The following is a 20,587-nucleotide window of genomic DNA, read 5'->3' as shown; positions in this document are numbered from 1 at the left end:
CCGCTTGGCATGCATCTCACACCGCCGCCGCGCAGCTTCGTCGCTGAGCGCTCGAAACGAAGGGGCTCGATGACGACACTGACTCCATCGACACAGCCAACGCCCCCAAGGAGATCGACATGAACACCGCCCACCGCCTCGCCATCACTTCCGCCACCAGCACCACCGTCAAGGCTGTCGCCTTCGGTGCCATCGCGGCGCTGGCCCTCGGCTTGGGTATCGCTCATGCACAAGGCCAACGCGAGATGCGCGCCTCGATCGTCACGCTGGACCCGGTGGTCGTCACCGTGAAGCGCGAGCAGTTGCCCACGGTGTACGTGACCGGCCGCCGCAGCACGGCGGTCGACCAGGACACCTCGGCCGAATGAACGCTTCAGCTTGCGCTGTTTCGGTGGAGCGATCCACGGACTGACGACCTTCGGTTCGCTCCCACGCAAGACGCCCGGCTCATGCCGGGCGTCTTGCTTTGTGCCGAGCACGACGAGCAGCCCCTGTGAATCGCGCGTATCGAAGGACGGTCGATTGTTGCGAGCCTCACAACGAGGCATTGCGACGCAGCCCGTTTATCCGGACGAGGCCCGCGCCTAACCTTCAGTCATCGGCAAACGACGCCGGCCAAAGACTCTCAGACACCCCGATCCACCGCTCTCTCAAAGGAACCCATCATGACCGCCAAGACCCTGATCGCTACCGCCCTGATCGCCCTGTCCGCCGCCGCCGTGCCGACCTTCGCGCAGAGCTACAGCCACCTCGATCCGATCACGCAGAGCCAGAAGAGCCGCGCCGAAGTGCTGGCCGACCTGGAGATCTATCGCGAGTCCGGCCTGGCCGCCGTCGACCGCACCGAGGACTTCAGCCTGAATGCCGGTCAACGCGCGAAGGCGCAAGCCCGCTACGCGGAGATGAAGGCGTCGCCGACGTACGCCGCGCTGGTGCAGCGCTATGCGGCCAAGGAAGCCAAGGGCGTTGCGACCGAAGGCATTGCCGCCCGCTAAGACTGCCCCTCGGGCTTGGAGCCCGAAGCGACCAACGCCGACAGGACCTTCGTCCTGTCGGCGTTGTCATTTGGGCCGGGAGAAAGATCCGTCGTCAGTGATGACCGGCGCGTGCCGCCGCATTGCGCTTGCGCGTCGCCGCAGCCTTCTTCGCGGACGCGGAGCGCTCGGCTGCCGTGCGGCTCGCTGCGGCCTTGCCGCCCAGGTGCCCGCCCTTGCGGGCGGGCGCGTGGTCCTCAGGCTGACCTCGACCGGAGCCGGACTTCTTGCCGCCTCCCGTTTCCGCGTTGACCGTGGCCCACGCGCGCCGTTCCGCTTCATCCTTGGGCACACCGCGGTGCTCGTAGCCACTCTCGATGTGCTCGGCCTGTCGCTTCTGCTTGTCCGTGTAGGACGACTTGTCGCCTCTGGGCATGGGGACCTCCGATCGTCGTTCGATGCAGAAAATCCGGCAGACCGCCTCCGCGATCCGCCGGCCTCAATGTGGCCTCATTACGGCCTCACTTCATGCGCACCTCGCCGGTCTCGGCCAGGCCGGTGGGCGGCTTGCCGGTCACGGCCGCTTTCGCCATCGCGTAGAGCTGCGTCAGCTTGGACGCCTTCACGTCCCAGTAGCTGGCGTGGCTGATGCGCACGCGCACCACCGCCAGGTCGGGATCGTCGATGCCCTGGGTGAACCAGGCCTCCGCCGCCTTGCTCCAGAGCTCCTGGCGCTTGGCGCGGTCCTCGCTGAGCTCCGCCGTGCCGGACACCGAGACGTAGGTGTCGTCGTCCCGATCGGCGAAGCCGACGTTCACTTGCGGCGACGCGACGATGTCGCTGAAGGGCTCGCCGCTGCGGGACATGAAGAACCACAGCGACTCGCCCTCGTCGAGCGCCTTGTTCTGCAGCGTCATCGGGCGCGAGTGCAGATGCCCGTTCGCATGGTGCGTCGTGAACAGGCCGACCTTGATGTCCTTGATGAGGTCCCAGAGCTTCTCGCGTCGCTCGGTGTCGGAGAGGGGTTTGTCGGTCATGGGGACTCCTGTGAAAGGTGGAAAGGTTTCCCTCCTTCGCAGCAAGTCCCGCTCCCGGCCCGCCGAACCGCTCGAGCGCAGGCGCGAATCGCACGGGCATCACATCGGTCGAGCGCTTCATGGCGGCTCGGGAGTGGAACCCGTCATCGGCATCGGCATCGGCAAGGGCCATGTCCGTCCCGGTGGGCATCCTGCTTGCTGATCGGTGCCATCGACCGATACTTCGCCCCCGCCGTCCCAGCGCGCGTCGCGCTGATCACCCGAGGTTCCGTCTTGGCCAAACGCCCTACCGCTCGCCCACCGTCCTCTTCGTCGTCCACGCCCGGGTCCAAGCAGACGTTCGCGTCCGCGTCCGCGCCCGTCGCGGCGCCCGATGCCGTGCGCGAACGCCCCGGACGCGCCGCCTTCGTCCAGGTCCGCGGCGCGCGCGAGCACAACCTCAAGAACGTCGACGTGGACGTGCCGCGCGACGCGCTCGTGGTGTTCAGCGGCGTGTCGGGTTCCGGCAAGTCCTCCCTCGCCTTCGGCACGATCTACGCGGAGGCGCAGCGTCGTTACTTCGAATCGGTCGCGCCGTACGCGCGCCGGCTCATCGATCAGGTCGGCGTGCCCGCCGTCGATTCGATCGACGGCCTGCCGCCCGCCGTGGCGCTGCAGCAGCAGCGCGGCACGCCGAGCGCGCGCTCGTCCGTGGGCAGCGTGACCGGGCTGTCGTCGCTGCTGCGGATGCTGTACTCGCGCGCCGGCCGTTACCCCGCGAAGCAGCCGATGCTGTACGCGGAGGACTTCTCGCCCAACACGCCGCAGGGCGCCTGCCCGCATTGCCACGGGCTGGGTCGCGTGTACGAGGTCACCGAGGCCTCGATGGTCCCCGACGATACGCTCACCATCCGCGACCGCGCCGTCGCCGCCTGGCCGCCGGCCTGGCACGGCCAGAACCTGCGCGACATCCTGGTCACGCTGGGCATCGACGTCGACAAGCCCTGGCGCGAACTGCCGCGCAAGACGCGCGACTGGATCCTGTTCACCGACGAGCAGCCCACCGTGCCCGTCTACGCCGGCTTCACACCCGCCGAGACCAAGGACGCGCTGCGCCGCAAGATGGAGCCCAGCTACCAGGGCACCTTCAGCAGCGCGCGGCGCTACGTGATGCACACCTTCGCGACCACGCAGAGCGCGCTGATGAAGCGCCGCGTGTCGCGCTACCTGATCGGCGGCGCCTGCCCGGTCTGCGACGGCAAGCGGCTCAAGCGCGAGGCGCTGTCGGTGACCTTCGGCGGGCTCGACATCGGCGCGCTGTCGCAGTTCCCGCTGGCGCAGCTGGCGGAGCACCTCGGCGATGCAGCGACGGACGGCCTCAGCGAGGAGAAGCGCCTCGCGGCGCGGCGCCTGGTCGACGACGTGCTGATGCGGCTGCGTCCGCTGCTCACGCTGGGACTGGGCCATCTGTCGCTGGAGCGCGCGACGCCCTCCGTCTCGCCCGGCGAGCTCCAGCGGCTGCGGCTGGCCACGCAGATCTGCTCCAACCTCTTCGGCGTCGTCTACGTGCTCGACGAGCCCTCCGCGGGCCTGCATCCGGCCGACAACGAATCGCTGCTCGCCTCGCTGCGATCGCTGAAGGCGGCGGGGAACTCGGTCTATGTCGTCGAGCATGACCTCACCCTGATGCGCGCCGCGGACTGGATCGTCGATGTCGGGCCGGCGGCCGGGGAACTCGGCGGCCGCGTGCTGTACAGCGGTCCGCCCGAGGGACTGCGCGGCATAGCGGAGTCACGCACCGCCGCCTACCTGTTCCCCGAGTCATTCCCCGACGCGCCGGCCCACGGCGGCTCCGAGCACTCCATCGAACCCGCCGGCGCGGCGAGCCGTCCCGACCGGCGGCCCGCTCGCCGCGCACCGACGGACTGGCTGCGGCTCGAAGGCATCACGCAGAACAACCTCGTCGACGTGGACGCCGCGTTCCCGCTCGGCGTGTTCACCGCGGTGACCGGCGTGTCGGGTTCCGGCAAGTCATCGCTGGTGAGCCGCGCGCTGGTGGACCTGGTCGGCGCGCACCTGGGCCATGAACCCGCGGCTGTCGAGGACGACGAGGACGCTGAGCTCAGCGCCGACGTGCAAGCGGCCACCGGCGGACGGATCGCCGGCGGCGCCGAGGCGATCCGCCGGCTGGTGCAGGTCGACCAGAAGCCGATCGGCCGCACGCCGCGCTCCAACCTCGCGACCTACACGGGGCTGTTCGACCACGTGCGCAAGCTCTTCGCCGCGACACCGGCCGCGCGCGCCCGCAAGTTCGATGCGGGGCGCTTCTCCTTCAACGTCGCCAAGGGCCGCTGCGAGACCTGCGAGGGCGAAGGTTTCGTCAGCGTGGAGCTGCTGTTCATGCCCAGCGTCTTCGCGCCCTGCCCCGCCTGTCACGGCGCCCGATACAACGAGGCGACGCTGAAGATCCGCTACCGCGACCGCAGCATCGCGGAGGTGCTCGGCATGACCGTGGACACGGCCTTCGAGTTCTTCGCGGAGGAACCGGCGCTGGCGCGGCCGCTGGGGCTGCTGAAGGGCATCGGCCTGGGTTACCTGCGGCTCGGCCAGCCGGCGACCGAGCTGTCGGGCGGTGAGGCGCAGCGCATCAAGCTCGTCACCGAGCTGCAGCGCACGCAGCGCGGCCACACGCTGTACGTGCTGGACGAGCCCACCACCGGGCTCCATCCGTCCGACGTCGACAAGCTGATGGTCCAGCTGCGCGACCTGGTCGAGGCCGGCCACACGGTGGTCGTCGTCGAGCACGAGATGCGCGTCGTCGCCGCGGCGGACTGGGTCATCGACCTCGGCCCCGGGGCCGGCGGCGATGGCGGGCGCGTGGTCGCGGCGGGGACGCCGGACGAGGTGGCCGCCAGCGCGGACTCGCGCACGGCGCCACATCTGAAGGCAGCGATCGACGGCAACACTCGAGGCTGATCAGCCGAGGCTGATCAGTGGCGGATCAGCGGCTCGGCTGGAAGCCCTCGGGATCGAGCGCGAAGCGCCAGGCGCTCGAGCGCTGCAGCGCTTCCTTCAGTTCACGCGAGCTCGGCCGCACCAGCGCCGACAGCTCCTCGCTGAAGAACTCGCAGCCCAGCGCATGGGCGACGTCGCAGACGACCTCGATGAAGTGGTCGGTCTCGCTGGCGCAGGCGTCCAGCCGGGCGTGCAGCTCATAGCGACCGTCGGGATCGGAGACCATGTCGATGCAGTTGCCCGCCTCGTTGCCGAAGTAGCGCCAGCCTTCGAGCATCGGTGTGCTCGGCCCGACGCGCGAGGCGAGGTAGTGCATGACGTCGGTGCGCGAGGACGGCAACCACGAGGCCGCCGCGCCGCCTTGCGAAAAGGCGAGATCGAATTGCCAGACTGACATGACGGGGGACATGAGTCCGAGGAATCTCGATGCTACGCCCCGGTCCTCGGCGTTGTCATGCTGCGCCGCGGCAATGCCCCGTCGCGCTCGTGCCTGATGAGCGGGCTCGGCATGCGGCCTCGGCATGCGGCACGGCATCGAACGGACGCGGTCGACGGTCCATCGTTTCCACGGTCCCTGCACGAGATGGGCAAGCGGCTTGCCGACGAGGAACACCCCCACCCGCCGGAGCCTCACCGAATGACCGCCACCGTCAGCGACCAGATCCTCGATCGACTCCACGGCTGGGGCATCCGTCGCGTCTTCGGCTACCCCGGCGACGGCATCAACGGCCTGATGGGCGCCTTCGGGCGGCGCAAGGACGACATGAGCTTCGTGCAGGTCCGCCACGAAGAACTCGCCGCGTTCATGGCGACCGCGCACGCCAAGTTCACCGGCGAGGTCGGCGTCTGCATGGCCACCTCGGGGCCGGGCGCGATCCACCTGCTCAACGGCCTGTACGACGCCAAGGCCGATCACATGCCGGTGGTCGCGCTGGTCGGGCAGAGCGCGCGCTCCGCGCTCGGCGGCGATTACCAGCAGGAGGTCGATCTGCACAGCCTGTTCAAGGACGTCGCGCACGAGTTCGTCCACACGGCGATGGCGCCCGCGCAGGTGCGCCACCTGATCGACCGCGCGGTGCGCATCGCGCGGGACCAGCGCACCGTGACCTGCGTGATCCTGCCGCATGATCTGCAGGAACTGGACGCCGTGACCGAACCGCCGCGCGCGCATGACACGATCCACACCGGCATCGGCTGGACCGCGTCGCCCGGCGCCCCCGGCGACGCGCAACTGCGCGCCGCGGCGGACATCCTCAATGCGGGCAAGCGCGTGGCGATCCTGGCCGGCGCCGGCGCGCTGCACGCGGGCGATGCGCTCATCCAGGTCGCGGAGCGCCTGGGCGCGGGCATCGCCAAGGCGCTGCTGGGCAAGATGGCCGTCTCCGACGAGTTGCCCTTCGTGACGGGCTCGATCGGCCTGCTCGGCACCAAGCCCAGCTGGACGATGATGAACGAGTGCGACACGCTGCTGATGGTGGGATCGCACTTCCCGTACTCGGAGTTCCTGCCCAAGGAAGGCCAGGCGCGCGGCGTGCAGATCGACATCGACGGCCGACGCGTGTCGACGCGATACCCCATGGAGGCGAACCTGGTCGGCGACAGCCGGATCACGCTCGAGGCGCTCCTGCCGTACCTGAGACCCAATCCGGACCCGTCCTGGCGGCATCGCATCGAGTCCGACGTCCGCGACTGGTGGAAGGTCCTCGAGGCGCGCGCGATGACCGATGCCAAGCCGCTGAATCCGCAGCGCGTGTTCTGGGAGCTGTCGCCCCGCCTGCCGGACGATGTGATCCTGACCTGCGACTCCGGCACGTCCGCGGGCTGGTACGCGCGCGACCTGAAGGCGCGCCCCGGGATGATGGGCTCGGTCTCCGGCGGGCTGGCGACGATGGGCTGCGCCGTGCCCTATGCGCTGGCGGCCAAGCTGGCGCACCCGGGGCGGCCGGTGATCGCGCTGCTCGGCGACGGCGCGATGCAGATGATCGGCATCAACGCGCTGATCACGATCGCGCATCGTTGGCGCGACTGGTCGGACCCGCGCCTCGTCGTGATGGTGCTCAACAACGGCGACCTCAACATGGTGACCTGGGAGCAGCGCGTCACGGCCGGGGATCCCAAGTTCGAGGCCTCGCAGACGCTGCCCGCGTTCCCGTATGCCGAGTACGCCCGCATGCTGGGTCTCGAGGGTCTGCGCATCGACCGGCCCGAGGACGTCGCGCCCGCCTGGGACCGCGCGCTCCGCGCCGACCGGCCGATGCTGCTGGAGATGGTCGTCGATCCGGACGTCCCGCCGCTGCCGCCGCACGTCGAGCCCCGGCAGATGCTGCAGTACGCCAGGGCGCTGCTGCTCGGCGATCCCGACGCGCGCGGCGTCATCGCGGCCACGCTGCGCGAACTGTGGGCGTCCGTCACGAAGAAATCCTGAGCCTCCGGCTCCCAACGCAGCACAACCCCGGCACCCGCCAGGAGGTCCCATGGACATCGCCGAACACCCGCCCCTGCACACCGGCGCGGACGCCCTGCCCGCGCCGATGCGGCCCGAGCCGATCCGGCTCACGATCAACGGCCGCGCGCACGCGCTCGCGGTCGAGCCATGGACGACGCTGCTCGACCTGCTGCGCGAGCAGCTCGACCTCACCGGCACGAAGAAGGGCTGCGACCACGGCCAATGCGGCGCGTGCACGGTGCTCGTGGACGGCGCGCGCATGAACAGCTGCCTGCTGCTCGCCGTGAGCCTCGACGGCCAGGCCATCACGACGGTCGAGGGCCTGCCCGGTCTTGTGAGCGCGGCAACGGCAACGGCAACGGCTGCGGCCACGACCGCGGCCATGGCCGCAACCACGAACACGGGTCAAGACCCCACGGCCACCGACCCGGATGTCCTGCATCCGCTGCAGCAATCGTTCATCGACTGCGACGCGCTGCAGTGCGGTTACTGCACGCCAGGACAACTGTGCTCGGCGGCGGGGCTGCTGAACGAGCCCCGCCCCGTCAACCGGCATGAGCTGCGCGAGCGGCTCAGCGGCAACCTCTGCCGTTGCGGGGCCTATCCGCAGATCGTCGACGCAGTCGCGCGCATCGTGCTGCGACCGGACAGCGCCGTGCCCGCCGTCTGCGCGGCCGCGGCGTCGATGGTGGCCTCCGCCGCCGACACCGGCGAGGTGCGCGAATGAACCGCTTCGACTATCACCGCGCCACGTCCGCGGACGAGGCCCTCCACCAGTTCGCCGGCCTGGCCACCGGTCCGGTCGGTGACGCTGCCGAGACGCCCCTCGCCGAGGCGCCCATCGGGCCGCGCGACCTCGGGACCTCCGACGCCGCCGAGGCGCGCGCGCCGCGCTACCTCGCCGGCGGCACCAACCTCGTCGACCTGATGAAGGAAGGCGTGATGGCGCCGGTGCGGCTCGTCGACATCAGCCGGCTGGGCGTCGGCGACATGCGCGAGATGCGCGAGATGCGCGACACCGGCAACGGCGCCGTGCACCTCGGCGCGCTGGCAACGAACGCGGCGACCGCCTACCACCCGCTGGTCGCCGAGCGCCTGCCGCTGCTGCGTTCGGCCATCCTGGCCGGCGCCTCGCCGCAGATCCGCAACCGCGCGACCAACGGCGGCAACCTGCTGCAGCGCACCCGCTGCCTCTACTTCTACGACACCGGCGTGCCCTGCAACAAGCGCATCCCCGGCAGCGGCTGCCCGGCGGCGACGGGACTGGCGCGGCAGCACGCGATCCTCGGGGCCAGCGCGCATTGCGTGGCCACGCATCCGTCGGACCTCTGCGTCGCGCTGGCCGCGTTGGACGCGGAGGTCCATGTCATCGGCACCGCGGGCCGACGGGTGATCCCGTTCGGCGAGTTCCACCGGCTGCCCGGCGATCGCCCGGACCTCGACACCACACTGGCTCCGGGCGAGCTCATCACCCATCTGGTCGTGCCGCCCAACAGCCTGCAGGCGCACAGCTGCTATCTGAAGCTGCGCGAGCGCGCGTCCTATGCGTTCGCGCTGGTCTCGGTGGCCGCCGGATTCGAGCTCGACGACACGGGGCTGATCGTCGACGCACGGGTCGCCCTGGGCGGCGTCGCCCACAAGCCCTGGCGGAACCCGGATGCCGAACGGCTGCTGGTCGGCGAGCGACCCTCTCCGCAGCTCTTCAACGCCTGCGCGGCGGCGCTGCTGAAGGACGCCACCCCCTGCGGCGGTCCCGCGCTGCCCGAATCGACGCCCGGCAACGCCTTCAAGATCCCGCTGGCGCGACAGGCCGTCGTGCGCGCGCTGGAGATGGCGCTGGCGGGCATCCCCACCAATACCGGCGAAGACGCCTTTCGCGCGCTCGGCGCGCGAGAGGACCGCGCCCCGACCGCGGAGGCTCCATGAGCTCACTGCCCGTTTCCAGTTCGTCCGATGCGGCGAACGCGTCCAACGCGTCCAATGCGTCCAATGCCTCCGACGCCGCCGATCCCTTCGACCTTCCCGCCGGCGCCGGCACGACGACCGGTGATGAACGCCGTCGACTGCGCGAGACGCAGCAGCCCATGGCCCCCGCCGGCACCGGCGCGGTCGCGATCGGCACGCCGCTGCCGCGCATCGACGCGCTGGCAAAGGTCACCGGCGCGGCGAAGTACGCCGCGGAGCATTCGGGCACCGGGCTGCTGATCGGCGTCGTCGTCAACACGCCGGTCGCGCGCGGCCGCATCGTGTCCATCGACGCGAGCGCCGCGCTGGCGCTGCCCGGCGTCGTGGACGTGCTGACCCACCTCCACCGGCCCAAGATGCGATCGATGGACCTGTTCTACAAGGACATGACCGCGCCGGGAGGCTCGCCGTTCAAGCCGCTGCACGACGACGAAGTCCACTACAGCGGCCAGCCGGTGGCGCTGGTGGTGGCGACCACGCTGGAGCTGGCGCGCTACGCGGCGATGCTGGTCCGCGTGGAGGTCGAGGTCGCGCCGCACGACACGCATCTGCTGGACAACCGTTCGCGCGCCCGCGAACCGTCGCGGCTGAAGGTCGGCTTCTCGCCGCCGCCTAAGCCGCGCGGCGATGCGGAGGCCGCGTGGCACGCGGCCGCGTTCTCGACCGACGGCGAGTACTACGCCGGCGTCGAGCACCACAACCCGATGGAGATGCACGCCACGACGGTGCTGATTGATCCCGACGGTCACCTGACCATCCACGACAAAACGCAGGGATCGCAGAACTCGCGCTGGGTCGTGTCGCGCGCCTTCGGGCTGCCGGCGCGCCGGGTGACGGTGAAGAACGCCTTCGTCGGCGGCGCCTTCGGCTCGGGCCTGCGGCCGCAGTACAACCTGCTGCTCGCGACGATGGCGGCGCTGCAGCTGAAGCAGTCGGTGCGGGTCGTGCTGACGCGCCAGCAGATGTTCACCTTCGGCCATCGGCCCGAGACCTGGCAGCGCGTACGGCTGGCCGCGGACGCGAACGGCCGGCTGACGGCCGTGATGCACGAGGCCATCGCGGAGACCTCGCGCCGCGAGGACTACGTGGAGGTCGTCGTCAACTGGTCCGGCCAGCTCTACGCCTGCGACAACGTGCGGCTGGACTACCGGGTCGTCCCGCTCGACCAGTACAGCCCGATCGACATGCGCGCGCCCGGCGCCGCGCACGGCGTCCATGCGCTGGAGGTCGCGATGGACGAACTCGCCCATGCCGCGGGCATCGATCCGCTCGAGCTGCGGCTGCGCAACTACGCCGAGCGGGACGAGGCCAACGACCTGCCCTATTCGACGAAGGCGCTGCGCCAGTGCTACGAGCAGGCCGCGCGGCGCTTCGGCTGGGAGCGACGGCCCGCCGCGCCGCGCTCGATGCGGCAGGGCCATGAGTTCGTCGGCTGGGGCATGGCGACGGGGACCTGGGATGCGATGCAGATGTTCGCGCGGGCGCGGGCGACGCTCGATGAGGACGGTCGTCTCGTCGTCGAGAGCGCCGCGACCGACATCGGCACCGGGACCTACACGACGATGGCGCAGATCGCGGCGGCGGAGATGGGCCTGCCGCTGGAGCAGGTCACGTTCCGGCTCGGTGACTCGACGCTGCCGGTCGCGCCGATCGAGGGCGGTTCGGCGCACGTCGCGACGGTGGGCTCAGCCGTGCAAGGCGTCTGCGAGAAACTGCGCAAGGCGCTGTGGAAACGGGCGAAGCAACACGCGCCGGGCTTCGACGGCGCGCGCTTCGCCGACATCGCCTGCCGCGGCGGCCAGCTCCATCGATCCGACACCGGCGCGGCGGTGCCGCTGTCGCAGCTGCTGCGCGAGGAGGCCGGCGGGCCGCTCGACGAGAAGTACCTGATGCTGCCCGACGTACTGAAGCAGCGGAAGTACATCCGGGCGGTGCACTCGGCGGTCTTCGTCGAGGTGCGCGTCGACGAGCGTCTGGGCACGGTGCGCGTGACGCGGGTCGTCAGCGCGGTCGCGGCGGGCCGGATCATCAATCCGGTGACGGCGCGCAGCCAGATCATCGGCGGCGTCGTGTGGGGCATCGGCCAGGCGCTGCATGAGGAGACGCTGAGCGATCACGCGCTCGGCCGCTTCATGAACCACAGCCTGGCCGAGTACCACATCGCCTGCAACGCCGATGTGCCCGACATCGACGTGCTCTTCGTCGAGGAGGACGACCGCGTGGTCAGCAGCCTCGGCGCCAAGGGCGTCGGCGAGATCGGCCTCGTCGGCGTCGCCGCGGCGATCAGCAACGCGATCTTCCACGCCACCGGCAAGCGCCTGCGCAGCACGCCGATGACGCCGGACAAGGTCGCCGACCTGCGGACATGAGGAGACCCACGGCGTCGGTCATCGCGAGGCCCATGAGGCCAGCGGGGCTGGTGGCCTGCGGGGTCAGTGACCAGTGGCGCTGTGGCGCCTGTGGACCGTGAGGCCTCTGGGTCCTACCGCGAGGCGTGCGAGTCTCACGAAACTCACGAGGTCTGCGGGGACACGCACAGCCCTTGCATGAAGGAGGCGAAGCCCTCCGGCGCGCGGCCGGCGCGGCGGGCGCTCGTCAGCACGCGCACGGTGTTGGTCCATGCGATGCGGGCGCCCTGCGCGACGAGCCGGTGCACCAGCGCCACGTCCTCGCGACTGGTCAGCGGCGGAAAGCCGCCGGCGCGCTGATAGGCGTTCGAGCACACGCCGAGGTTGGCGCCGTGGATGTGGCGATGCCCCTCGGCATCGAGGTAGCCGGCTTCGTAGGCGCGCCGCTCCTCGCTGGAATAGCCGCTCCAGTCGTCGACCTCCACGACGCCGCAGACCGCCTCGCTGCGCAACGCGAGCTGCCGCGCGAGCCAGCACGGCGCGACCGTCGAATCGGCGTCCGTGAAGGCGAGCCAGCGCGCGCCGCGCTGGATCAGCGCCTGGGCGCCGGCCGCGCGCGCGATGCCGACGTTGCGCGCCTCGATCGCGAGGCAGTCGATGCCGAGCGCGTGGGCCACCGCCTCCGTCCCGTCGCGGCACGCATCGAGCACCACGAGGATCCGGACCTCCTCCGCGCCCAGGTCCTCATGCGCCGCGGCGATCTTCAGCGCCCTCAGCGCGCGGCCGATGAGCGCCTGCTCGTCATGCGCGGGGACCACGATGCCGATCATGGTCTCAAGCCCTCGCGCTGCGCCACCGAGCGCACGTCGTCGCTCCAGACCTCGACGAGGAAGTCCGCCTCGTCGTGCCGCAGCAGCCGTGTCATGCCGTGGCGCTCGCGCAGCAGCAGGTCGATGCGACGATGCACCTCGTCGCCCAGGCGCAGGTAGTCGCCCTCCTGGTGCCGCCAATGGCTCGCCAGCAGCGTGCCGCCCGTCTCCAGGCTCGCGGCGGCGCGGCGGATCAACGCGTCGAGACCGCCCTCCTCCAGGTAGTAGCCGATCTCGCTCAGCACGATCAGGTCGAAGCGGCCGACCGGCCAGTCGGCCGGCATCGTCGCGCGCGTGACGTCGACATGGACCAGGGACGCCAGCCGTTCCTTCGCATGCGCCACGGCCGTCTCGCTGCCGTCGGTCGACAGCAGGCGGTCGCATCGCGTGGCCAGCGCGGCACTCAGCTCGCCGTTGGCGCAGCCGGGCTCGAAGCCGCGCGCGTAGCGTTCCCGCGGCATGCAGGCCAGCACCATCGCACGCTTGCGTTGTTCGTACCACCGGGTTCGATAGCCCCAGGGGTCGGCGCTGTCGGTGAACAGCGCTTCGAAATGACGCGCCAACGCCGCCGGAGCACCGCTGGCGTCGTCCTTCATTGAGGCGCCTCGGGCGCGAGCACGAATTCGAAGGGGCGCAGCAGGCGGTTCACCGCTTCGGCGAAGAGCACCGGCGGGTGGTCCCCGTCGTCGAGCAGCTGGCTGCGATGCGCCGCCAGCGCGGTGCGCTTGTCCCGCAGCGAACGCGCGTTGAGCGGCAGGCGCCGCATCCGGTGCCAGGGCACCGCGGCGTCGCCGGGACGGGCCCAGTGCCAGGCCCAGATGGGGATCTCCACCAGCGAGGCGCCCGTCAGCAGCGTGGCGCGCGCGCAGGCGCGGCCCGTGGCCTCATGGTCCGGATGGCCGTCGAATCGCCACGAGGTGAGGACGACATCGTCCGGCCGCAGACGGCGGCACAACTCGAGCACCAGGTCGTCCTCCTGCTCGGCGATGCGCCCGTCCGGCACGCCGAGCGCATGCACGGGGACGTGCAGTCCCAGACGGCGCAGGCCGGAGGCACGCTCGTAGCGGCGCTGCACGGCCAGGCGCTGCGGCGTCCAGCGCGGCGAGCCCGGATGGCTGGCTTCGCCATCCGTCACGGCCACCAGTTCGACCGGCGGCGCCGGCGCGCGATCGGGCGGCAGGCCGGCGCGGTGGCGTGTCACCAGCAGTGACAGCAAGCCGCCGCAGCTCAGGACCTCGTCATCGGGATGCGGCGCGACGACGACGGCACGGCGGCCTTCGGGCACCAGTTCGTCGAGCGAGGTCAGCGGCGCGCCCCACAGCGGCTGCCATTGGCGCCAGGCCCATTCGGGCGTCCCTTCGCCGTCGATGCGGCGGTCGGACGGCGACCGCAGCGGCGACTCGCCGGAGGCGAGGTCGGCGGGCATGCCCTCATTCACGGTCTGGAACGGGCGTCGGTGCATCAGAGCGTCCATGGCGGGGTGTCTTCCTTGAGGTTGTCGGCCCCCAGGGCGGCCAGATCGCGGTCGCCGTGGCATTGCCGGATGAACACTGGCAAATCCGCTGCCAGCCTCCCGAAATGAGGGTCAAGGCACAGCGGACCGGCGCCCATGGCGCGCGTGGCGGCGCGCAGGACCTGCTGGGCGCAGTCGTCGGCGGCCGCCCGCGTGCGCAGCGCCCAGATGCGGGCGTTGGCGGTCGGATGGCGGTCGATCCAGGCGGCGGCCTCGCGCAGCAGGGCGGCGTTGGCGCTGAGCAGGCGGTCCACCTCCCCCAGAGCCAGGCTGCGGTGCCAGCCGGGGTCGGGGCCTGTGTTCGCTTGCGCACGGAGAGCGTCTGCCACCGCACACGCGGCCCCGTGCCAGCAGGCCGCGATGCCGATGCCGCCGTGCCAGAAGCCGGGGCGCGACAGGTAAAAACCGGCGTCGCCGATCAGGCGTGCGGGAGCGGCTTCAAAGTTCACCGTGGCGCTCGCCGTGGCGGCCATGCCGACGGCGTGCCAGGCGGCGTCGTCGATGTGCACGCCGGGGTGATGCAGATCGACATCCGCGAGCCAGGGACCGGCTCCCTGCTCGTCCCACACCGTCAGCAACGCACGGTCGAGCCTCTCGGCGCCGGAGCACCAGGACTTGTTGCCGTGGAGGACGATCCCGCCCGCGGCCACGCGGCGGAACACCACCCGCGCCTGCGGCGGTTCGGCGGCCCACAGGCCGTAGCTGGCGCGGGCGTGCGGCGCGGCGCCGGCCTCCGCGAGCGTGGCGTGGGCATCGGTGTGGCCCTCGAAGAGCTTGACCAGCGACAGATCCTGCGCGGCGACGCGGGCGAGCGCGCGCCAGCGGTCGAGCGTGCGGCCGCCGCCGGGCAGCGGCAGTGCGTCGCGGCCGTCGTCGATCAGTTCGCGCAATTGTCGGGCCAGTGCGGCCCGGTGGATGCCGTCTCGATGCGCATCGCTCTCCATCAATGGCGTCTCCTTGTGGGAAGACGCATGGCAGGCAGGATGCCGTTCTGCGTACGTCAGCGGCGACGACGGACCTCGTCGACCGCGATCCAGGTCCTCAGTGGTTGTCCCGCGGCACGAAGGCCCCGCGCCTGCCGACGAGGAAATCCAGATCCACGCCCTGATCCGCCTGCAGCACGTGGTCCACGTACAGGCGCCAGTAGCCGCTGGCGAGCGGCGGCGGCGGTGCCTGCCAGGCCGCCAGGCGCGTCGCCAGCTCCGCGTCGCTGATGTGCAGCTGCAGACGCCGCTCCGGCACGTTCAGCTCGACGATGTCGCCGTTGCGCACGACCGCCAGCGGCCCGCCCGCCGCGGCCTCCGGCGCGGTGTGCAGCACGATCGTGCCGTAGGCCGTGCCGCTCATGCGCGCGTCGCTGATGCGGACCATGTCGGTGATGCCCTTGCGCAGCACCTTGGGCGGCAAGGGCATGTTGCCGACCTCGGCCATGCCGGGATAGCCCTTGGGGCCGCAATTCTTCAGGACCATCACGCAGGTCTCGTCGATGTCGAGGTCCTCGTCGTCGATGCGCCGGTGAAAGTCCTCGATGTCCTCGAACACCACCGCGCGGCCCTTGTGCACGAGCAGGCCGGGCGTCGCCGCGCTCGGCTTGATCACCGCGCCCCGCGGCGCGAGGTTGCCACGCAGCACGGCAATGCCCGCCTTCTCCTTGAACGGCGTGGCGAGCGGCCGGATCACCTCCGCGTTGAAGTTCTCGGCGTCGGCGATGTTCTCGCCCACGCTCAGACCGCTCGCGGTCATCGCGCCCAGGTGCAGGTGCTGCGCGATCTCCTTCATCACGACCGGGAGCCCGCCGGCATAGCAGAAGTCTTCCATCAGGAACCTGCCGGACGGCTGGAGATCCACGAGACACGGCAAGTCGCTCCCGAGCCGGTCGAAGTCCTCGATGTCCAGCGCCACGCCCATGCGCCGGGCGATCGCGATCAGGTGGATCACCGCGTTGGTGGAACCGCCGATCGCGGCGAGCGTCCTGATCGCGTTCTCGAAGGCTTCGCGCGTCAGGAGGGTCGACAGCCGCTGGTCGTCGTGCACCATCTGCACGATGCGCCGCCCGGCGTTGCGCGCCAGCAGGTTGCGCCGGCCGTCCACGGCCGGGTACGCCGCATTGCCCGGCAACCCGAGGCCCAGGGCCTCGACCATGCACGCCATCGTGCTTGCCGTGCCCATCGACATGCAATGGCCGTGGCTGCGGTGCATGCAGCTCTCGGCGTCGAGGAAATCCGCGAGCTTGAGCGTGCCGGCGCGCACCTGTTCGCTCATGCGCCACACGCCGGTACCCGAACCGAGTTCCTGGCCGCGCCACTTGCCGTTGAGCATCGGCCCCCCGCTGACGCCGATGGTCGGCAGGTCGACGCTGGCCGCGCCCATCACCAGCGACGGCGTCGTCTTGTCGCAGCCCATCAGCAGCACGACGCCGTCGATCGGGTTGCCGCGGATGCTCTCCTCGACATCCATCGACGCCAGGTTGCGGTACAGCATCGCGGTCGGGCGCATCAGCGTCTCGCCCAGCGACATCACCGGGAACTCGAGCGGAAAGCCGCCCGCCTCGTACACGCCGATCTTGACCTGCTCGGCCAGCGTGCGGAAGTGCGAGTTGCAGGGCGTGAGCTCGCTGAAGGTGTTGCAGATGCCGATCACCGGCCGGCCGTCGAACTGGTCGTGCGGCACGCCCGGCCCCTTGAGCCAGCTGCGGTAGGCGAAGCCGTCGCGGTCCTGGCGTCCGAACCATTGCTGGCTGCGGAGCGCGGCGGGTTTCTTCTTGGGAGTCTGGTTCATTTCCACCCCGGTTAACCCGGATCGGCGCCCGGGACTGGCATCAGTATTATGGTATGACGATTGAACGTCAACCTGTCGTGTCATTCCGAGGAATCACCCATGCCCGCCGCCATTCCGCTGCTCACCGCCGCCAGACTGTCGTCCTTGCTCGTGCCGAAACTCGACGCCGCCTTTGCGGTGCACGATCGCCTGCACGAGACCGACCCCACCGCGTTCGCGGCCGTCGCACCGACGATCCGCGCGATCGCCGCCAACGGCGAGTCCAAGATCCCCGCCGAGCTGATCGCCCAGTTGCCCAGACTCGAAATCATCTCGGTGATGGGGGTCGGCTACGACGGCGTCGACGTCGCGGCGGCAAAGGCGCGCGGCGCGGTCGTCACGCACACGCCCGACGTGTTGAACGACGACGTCGCCGACCTCGCGATCGGCTTGATGCTGTCGGCCGCTCGCCAGTTGCCCGCGGCCGACCGCCATGTGCGCAGCGGCCAATGGGCGGCGCGCGGGCCGATGCCGCTGGGCCGCAAGATGTCGGGCGCGCGGCTCGGGCTGGTCGGCATGGGGCGCATCGGACAGGCCATCGCGCACCGTGCCGCGGCGTTCGGCATGTCGATCGCGTACACCTCGCGCAGCCCGCGGGCGGGGGTCACGCACCGCTACCTCGCCAACCCCGTGGCGCTGGCCGCCGAGAGCGACTTTCTCGTCGTCATCACGCCGGGCGGCGCCGCGACGCGCCACCTGATCAACGCCGAGGTGCTGGCCGCGCTGGGCGACAAGGGCATTCTGGTCAACGTGGCGCGCGGCTCGGTCGTCGATGAAGCGGCGCTGATCGATGCGCTGGAGCGCGGCGTGATCGGCGGCGCCGGGCTCGACGTGTTCGAGCGCGAGCCGGACGTGTCCGAGCGCCTGCGCGCGATCCCGCACGTGGTGCTCTCGCCGCACATCGGCAGCGCCACCACCCAGACACGCCAGGCGATGGCCGACCTCGTGGTCGCCAACCTGCAGGCGCGCCTCGGCGGCAGGCCGCCGATCTCGCCGGTGCCGGAATGTCAACCATGAGCGGGATGCTGACCATCGACGCGACGCGGCTGCTCAGCGCCGTGCGGCTGATCGTCGCCGGCTTCGGCAGCAGCGACGACGAGATCGACGCGGTCGCCACCCACCTCGTCGACGCCAATCTGACCGGTCACGACTCCCACGGCATCGGCATCCTGCCGCGTTACGCCGGGGCGTACCAGGAATCCGGCCTCAACCCCAACGCCCATGTGCGCACGCTGCTCGACGCCGGCGCGATGCTGCGGCTCGACGGCGGGGCCGGCTTCGGCCAGGTGATCGGACGCGAGGCGATGGCGCTGGGCATCGCACGGGCCAGGCAATGCGGCTGCTGCATCGTGGCGCTCGGCAACTCGCACCACCTGGGTCGCATCGGCGCCTGGGCGGAGCTGGCGGCCGAGGCGGGCCTGGTGTCGCTCCACTTCGTCAACGTGATCTCGCGCTGCATCGTCGCGCCGTTCGGTGGCAGCGATGCGCGTTTCGGCACCAACCCGTTCACCGCCGGCGTGCCGATGCCGGGCCGCCCGCCGATGATCCTCGACTTCGCGACCAGCCTGCTGGCGCAGGGCAAGACCCGCGTCGCGCACAACAAGGGCGAGCTGCTCGAGCCGGGCATCCTGATCGACGACATCGGACGGCCCACGCGCGATCCGCGCTACTCGGTGATCGAGCCCTTCGGCGCGATCCTCCCCTTCGGCGCGCACAAGGGCTACGGCCTGGCGATGCTGTGCGAACTGCTCGGCGGCGCGCTCGCCGCGGGCCTCGCGCAGCACGGCGGCGACACCGGCCAGCGGCGCGTGCTCAACGGCATGCTCTCGGTGCTGATCGACCCGGCGGCGCTCGGCGACCGCGCGGCCTTCGAGCGCGAGGTGCTGGCGTTCACCGACTGGGCGCTCGCGTCGCCGCCGCGTGAAGGCGTCGACAAGATCCGGCTGGCCGGCGAGCCCGAACGCGAATCGCGCGTGCGCCGGCTGCGCGACGGCGTACCGGTCGATGCGACGACGTGGGGGCAGATCCTCGAGAGCGCACGCCAGCTCGGGGTCGATCCCCGGGCGGTCGCGCGGGCGGCCGGCACCGCCTGAGCCGGTGCGATCGGCGCCGCCATCCGGGTATTTCCCGGCAGTCCGATTCAGCCAATCATCATACGATACTACTAGCCCTCGACAGATTGGGCCCTTCCACAGGAGACAAGCACATGCAGCTCAGAACATGGATGACGGTCGCGCTCGCCGGCGCCTGCCTCGTTGCCACCGGTCCGGTCTTCGCGCAGGAAAAGCTCACCGTCTGGTGGGTCAAGGGCTTCTACAAGGCCGAGGACGACGCGCTCTTCGCCGCGATCAGGAAATTCGAGGAGAAGCACAGGGACATCAAGGTCGAGTTGTCGCTGTACCCGCTGCACGACATGATCCCCAAGATCGTGTCCGCACTCGACTCCGGCAACCCGCCGGACGTGTCCTATGGCGACCTCTTCGACCTGCAGGTCACGGGCAAGTGGGCCTTCGACGGCAAGCTCGAGGACATCAGCAGCGTGATCGACCCGATCCGCGCGCGCTTCGCGCCGAACACGGTCGAGACCACGTTCCTGTACAACGACCAGGAGAGGAAGCGCGCGTACTACGCGTTCCCGATCAAGCAGCAGACGATGCACATCGAGTTCTGGGTCGACATGCTCGCCGAAGCGGGCTTCAAGGAGTCGGACATCCCGACCGTCTGGAAGGACTTCTGGAGCTTCTGGTGCGACAAGGTCCAACCCGCGTACCGCGCCAAGACCGGTTCGCGCGTGTTCGGCATCGGTATGCCGCTGGGCGTGGATTCGAGCGACTCGTTCTACTCGTTCCTGACCTTCATGGACGCCTACAACGTCAAGCTCGTCAACGACAGCGGCAAGCTGCTGATCGACGACCCGACCGTGCGCCAGGGGCTGATCCGCGCGATGACCGACTACACCCAGGTCTACAGCAAGGGATGCTCGCCGCCGTCGAGCACGAGCTGGAAGGACCCGGACAACAACGTCGCGTTCCACAACAGGACGACCGTGATGACGCACAACGCGACGATCTCGATCGCCGCCAAGTGGCTGGACGACATGACCAACGCCATGCTCAGCGACGAGCAGCGCGCCACGGCGAAGAAGAACTACACGCAGCGGATCCGCACCGCGGGGTTCCCCGCCAAGCCCGACGGCTCGAAGATGGTCTACCGCGCGGCGGTGAAGACCGGCGTGGTGTTCAAGGAGGCAAAGAACAAGGCCGCGGCCAAGCAGTTCGTCGCCTTCCTGCTCGAAGAGCAGAACCTGACGCCCTATGTCGAAGGCGCGCTGGGCCGCTGGTTCCCGGTCACCAGGACGGCGCAGCAGAGCGCATTCTGGAAGGCCGACGCCCATCGCCAATCGGTCCACGATCAGTTCATGGCCGGCACGGTCACGTTCGAGTTCACGAAGAACTACAAGTTCACGGTGCTGAACAACGAGAACGTCTGGGCCAAGGCGATGAACCGCGTCCTCAACGAGAAGGTGCCGGTCGACCAGGCCGTCGACGAGATGATCGCGCGCATCAAGGTGGTCGCGACGCCGACCGCGGCGCCGATCGCGGCGGTGGCGGCGCCGAGATGAGC

18 protein-coding genes are annotated in these 20,587 nt (G+C 70.4%); 10 read left to right on the top strand and 8 right to left on the bottom strand.

All coding sequences use genetic code 11. The annotated features are described in order from the left end of the window. Positions 1-119 precede the first annotated feature (119 nt). Positions 120-368, top strand: coding sequence for a hypothetical protein (locus AC07PR_RS08900; protein ID WP_483107010.1), 249 nt, complete (start codon positions 120-122; stop codon positions 366-368). A gap of 297 nt (positions 369-665) precedes the next feature. Beyond that, a complete protein-coding gene (locus AC07PR_RS08895) occupies positions 666-995 on the top strand; it encodes a DUF4148 domain-containing protein (RefSeq protein ID WP_495135050.1) in 330 nt (109 codons plus the stop codon). A gap of 94 nt (positions 996-1,089) precedes the next feature. On the opposite strand, the gene AC07PR_RS08890 is transcribed toward AC07PR_RS08895, so the two are convergent. Then, on the bottom strand, positions 1,090-1,410 hold the full coding sequence (locus AC07PR_RS08890; RefSeq protein WP_377153763.1) for a plasmid stabilization protein: 321 nt from the start codon (positions 1,408-1,410) through the stop codon (positions 1,090-1,092). Positions 1,411-1,495: 85 nt separating this feature from the next. Continuing rightward, positions 1,496-2,011: a pyridoxamine 5'-phosphate oxidase family protein gene (locus AC07PR_RS08885; protein WP_377153761.1), complete on the bottom strand. Its 516-nt coding sequence runs from the start codon at positions 2,009-2,011 to the stop codon at positions 1,496-1,498. Positions 2,012-2,389: 378 nt separating this feature from the next. Here AC07PR_RS08885 and AC07PR_RS08880 point away from each other — a divergent pair, with 378 nt between their 5' ends. Continuing rightward, positions 2,390-4,966, top strand: a complete 2,577-nt coding sequence (locus AC07PR_RS08880; protein ID WP_495135305.1) for an excinuclease ABC subunit UvrA — start codon at positions 2,390-2,392, stop codon at positions 4,964-4,966. Positions 4,967-4,991: 25 nt separating this feature from the next. On the opposite strand, the gene AC07PR_RS08875 is transcribed toward AC07PR_RS08880, so the two are convergent. Beyond that, positions 4,992-5,402, bottom strand: a complete 411-nt coding sequence (locus AC07PR_RS08875; protein ID WP_377153758.1) for a hypothetical protein — start codon at positions 5,400-5,402, stop codon at positions 4,992-4,994. A 240-nt stretch (positions 5,403-5,642) separates the two neighbouring features. Between AC07PR_RS08875 and AC07PR_RS08870 the strand changes: the two genes are divergently transcribed. The 4 genes from AC07PR_RS08870 (at position 5,643) to AC07PR_RS08855 (ending at position 11,785) form a co-directional block, all read left to right on the top strand. Then, the gene (locus tag AC07PR_RS08870) at positions 5,643-7,430 is read left to right on the top strand and encodes a thiamine pyrophosphate-requiring protein (protein WP_495135049.1); all 1,788 of its coding nucleotides are present in this window, start codon (positions 5,643-5,645) and stop codon (positions 7,428-7,430) included. 106 nt (positions 7,431-7,536) lie between these two features. Next, positions 7,537-8,178 (top strand): (2Fe-2S)-binding protein, encoded by a 642-nt coding sequence (locus AC07PR_RS08865; protein ID WP_495135304.1) that lies wholly within the window; start codon positions 7,537-7,539, stop codon positions 8,176-8,178. Then, on the top strand, positions 8,175-9,377 hold the full coding sequence (locus AC07PR_RS08860; protein ID WP_495135048.1) for an FAD binding domain-containing protein: 1,203 nt from the start codon (positions 8,175-8,177) through the stop codon (positions 9,375-9,377). Before AC07PR_RS08865 ends, AC07PR_RS08860 begins: the two co-directional genes overlap by 4 nt. Positions 9,378-9,535: 158 nt before the next feature. After that, positions 9,536-11,785: a xanthine dehydrogenase family protein molybdopterin-binding subunit gene (locus tag AC07PR_RS08855; RefSeq protein WP_495135303.1), complete on the top strand. Its 2,250-nt coding sequence runs from the start codon at positions 9,536-9,538 to the stop codon at positions 11,783-11,785. A gap of 143 nt (positions 11,786-11,928) precedes the next feature. Here the strand turns inward: AC07PR_RS08855 and AC07PR_RS08850 are convergent, their stop codons facing one another. The 5 genes from AC07PR_RS08850 to AC07PR_RS08830 all read right to left on the bottom strand — a co-directional run bounded on the left by AC07PR_RS08850 (position 11,929) and on the right by AC07PR_RS08830 (position 16,924). Beyond that, positions 11,929-12,594: a glycosyltransferase family 2 protein gene (locus AC07PR_RS08850; RefSeq protein ID WP_483107014.1), complete on the bottom strand. Its 666-nt coding sequence runs from the start codon at positions 12,592-12,594 to the stop codon at positions 11,929-11,931. Beyond that, complete coding sequence (locus tag AC07PR_RS08845) at positions 12,591-13,229, bottom strand: class I SAM-dependent DNA methyltransferase (RefSeq protein ID WP_495135047.1); 639 nt, start codon at positions 13,227-13,229, stop codon at positions 12,591-12,593. Before AC07PR_RS08845 ends, AC07PR_RS08850 begins: the two co-directional genes overlap by 4 nt. Then, positions 13,226-14,095 carry a PIG-L deacetylase family protein gene (locus AC07PR_RS08840; protein WP_495135046.1) on the bottom strand — a complete coding sequence of 290 codons (870 nt, stop codon included), beginning with the start codon at positions 14,093-14,095 and terminating at the stop codon, positions 13,226-13,228. The genes AC07PR_RS08845 and AC07PR_RS08840 overlap by 4 nt, the downstream gene beginning before the upstream one ends. Then, positions 14,095-15,090 carry an acyl-CoA dehydrogenase family protein gene (locus AC07PR_RS08835; protein WP_495135045.1) on the bottom strand — a complete coding sequence of 332 codons (996 nt, stop codon included), beginning with the start codon at positions 15,088-15,090 and terminating at the stop codon, positions 14,095-14,097. The genes AC07PR_RS08840 and AC07PR_RS08835 overlap by 1 nt, the downstream gene beginning before the upstream one ends. A 97-nt stretch (positions 15,091-15,187) precedes the next feature. Continuing rightward, positions 15,188-16,924, bottom strand: a complete 1,737-nt coding sequence (locus tag AC07PR_RS08830; protein WP_495135044.1) for an IlvD/Edd family dehydratase — start codon at positions 16,922-16,924, stop codon at positions 15,188-15,190. Between the two features lie 99 nt (positions 16,925-17,023). Here AC07PR_RS08830 and AC07PR_RS08825 point away from each other — a divergent pair, with 99 nt between their 5' ends. The 3 genes from AC07PR_RS08825 to AC07PR_RS08815 all read left to right on the top strand — a co-directional run bounded on the left by AC07PR_RS08825 (position 17,024) and on the right by AC07PR_RS08815 (position 20,585). Further along, positions 17,024-17,980, top strand: coding sequence for a 2-hydroxyacid dehydrogenase (locus AC07PR_RS08825; RefSeq protein WP_495135043.1), 957 nt, complete (start codon positions 17,024-17,026; stop codon positions 17,978-17,980). After that, positions 17,977-19,056 (top strand): malate/lactate/ureidoglycolate dehydrogenase, encoded by a 1,080-nt coding sequence (locus AC07PR_RS08820; RefSeq protein ID WP_495135042.1) that lies wholly within the window; start codon positions 17,977-17,979, stop codon positions 19,054-19,056. Before AC07PR_RS08825 ends, AC07PR_RS08820 begins: the two co-directional genes overlap by 4 nt. A 113-nt stretch (positions 19,057-19,169) precedes the next feature. Then, positions 19,170-20,585: an ABC transporter substrate-binding protein gene (locus AC07PR_RS08815; RefSeq protein ID WP_495135041.1), complete on the top strand. Its 1,416-nt coding sequence runs from the start codon at positions 19,170-19,172 to the stop codon at positions 20,583-20,585. The last annotated feature ends 2 nt before the right edge of the window (positions 20,586-20,587 follow it).

This window comes from Roseateles sp. GW821-FHT09H11 (assembly GCF_059415845.1).
This window is presented reverse-complemented; position numbering and strand designations above follow the sequence as displayed.

What these genes read in the sequence shown, in the direction of transcription:
- AC07PR_RS08900 (WP_483107010.1), top strand. Translation starts at nt 120, where the DNA reads ATGAACACCGCCCACCGCCTCGCCATCACTTCCGCCACCAGCACCACC.
- AC07PR_RS08895 (WP_495135050.1), top strand. Translation starts at nt 666, where the DNA reads ATGACCGCCAAGACCCTGATCGCTACCGCCCTGATCGCCCTGTCCGCC.
- AC07PR_RS08890 (WP_377153763.1), bottom strand. Translation starts at nt 1,410, where the DNA reads ATGCCCAGAGGCGACAAGTCGTCCTACACGGACAAGCAGAAGCGACAG.
- AC07PR_RS08885 (WP_377153761.1), bottom strand. Translation starts at nt 2,011, where the DNA reads ATGACCGACAAACCCCTCTCCGACACCGAGCGACGCGAGAAGCTCTGG.
- AC07PR_RS08875 (WP_377153758.1), bottom strand. Translation starts at nt 5,402, where the DNA reads ATGTCAGTCTGGCAATTCGATCTCGCCTTTTCGCAAGGCGGCGCGGCG.
- AC07PR_RS08870 (WP_495135049.1), top strand. Translation starts at nt 5,643, where the DNA reads ATGACCGCCACCGTCAGCGACCAGATCCTCGATCGACTCCACGGCTGG.
- AC07PR_RS08865 (WP_495135304.1), top strand. Translation starts at nt 7,537, where the DNA reads ATGCGGCCCGAGCCGATCCGGCTCACGATCAACGGCCGCGCGCACGCG.
- AC07PR_RS08860 (WP_495135048.1), top strand. Translation starts at nt 8,175, where the DNA reads ATGAACCGCTTCGACTATCACCGCGCCACGTCCGCGGACGAGGCCCTC.
- AC07PR_RS08855 (WP_495135303.1), top strand. Translation starts at nt 9,536, where the DNA reads ATGGCCCCCGCCGGCACCGGCGCGGTCGCGATCGGCACGCCGCTGCCG.
- AC07PR_RS08850 (WP_483107014.1), bottom strand. Translation starts at nt 12,594, where the DNA reads ATGATCGGCATCGTGGTCCCCGCGCATGACGAGCAGGCGCTCATCGGC.
- AC07PR_RS08845 (WP_495135047.1), bottom strand. Translation starts at nt 13,229, where the DNA reads ATGAAGGACGACGCCAGCGGTGCTCCGGCGGCGTTGGCGCGTCATTTC.
- AC07PR_RS08840 (WP_495135046.1), bottom strand. Translation starts at nt 14,095, where the DNA reads ATGCACCGACGCCCGTTCCAGACCGTGAATGAGGGCATGCCCGCCGAC.
- AC07PR_RS08835 (WP_495135045.1), bottom strand. Translation starts at nt 15,090, where the DNA reads ATGGAGAGCGATGCGCATCGAGACGGCATCCACCGGGCCGCACTGGCC.
- AC07PR_RS08830 (WP_495135044.1), bottom strand. Translation starts at nt 16,924, where the DNA reads ATGAACCAGACTCCCAAGAAGAAACCCGCCGCGCTCCGCAGCCAGCAA.
- AC07PR_RS08825 (WP_495135043.1), top strand. Translation starts at nt 17,024, where the DNA reads ATGCCCGCCGCCATTCCGCTGCTCACCGCCGCCAGACTGTCGTCCTTG.
- AC07PR_RS08820 (WP_495135042.1), top strand. Translation starts at nt 17,977, where the DNA reads ATGAGCGGGATGCTGACCATCGACGCGACGCGGCTGCTCAGCGCCGTG.
- AC07PR_RS08815 (WP_495135041.1), top strand. Translation starts at nt 19,170, where the DNA reads ATGCAGCTCAGAACATGGATGACGGTCGCGCTCGCCGGCGCCTGCCTC.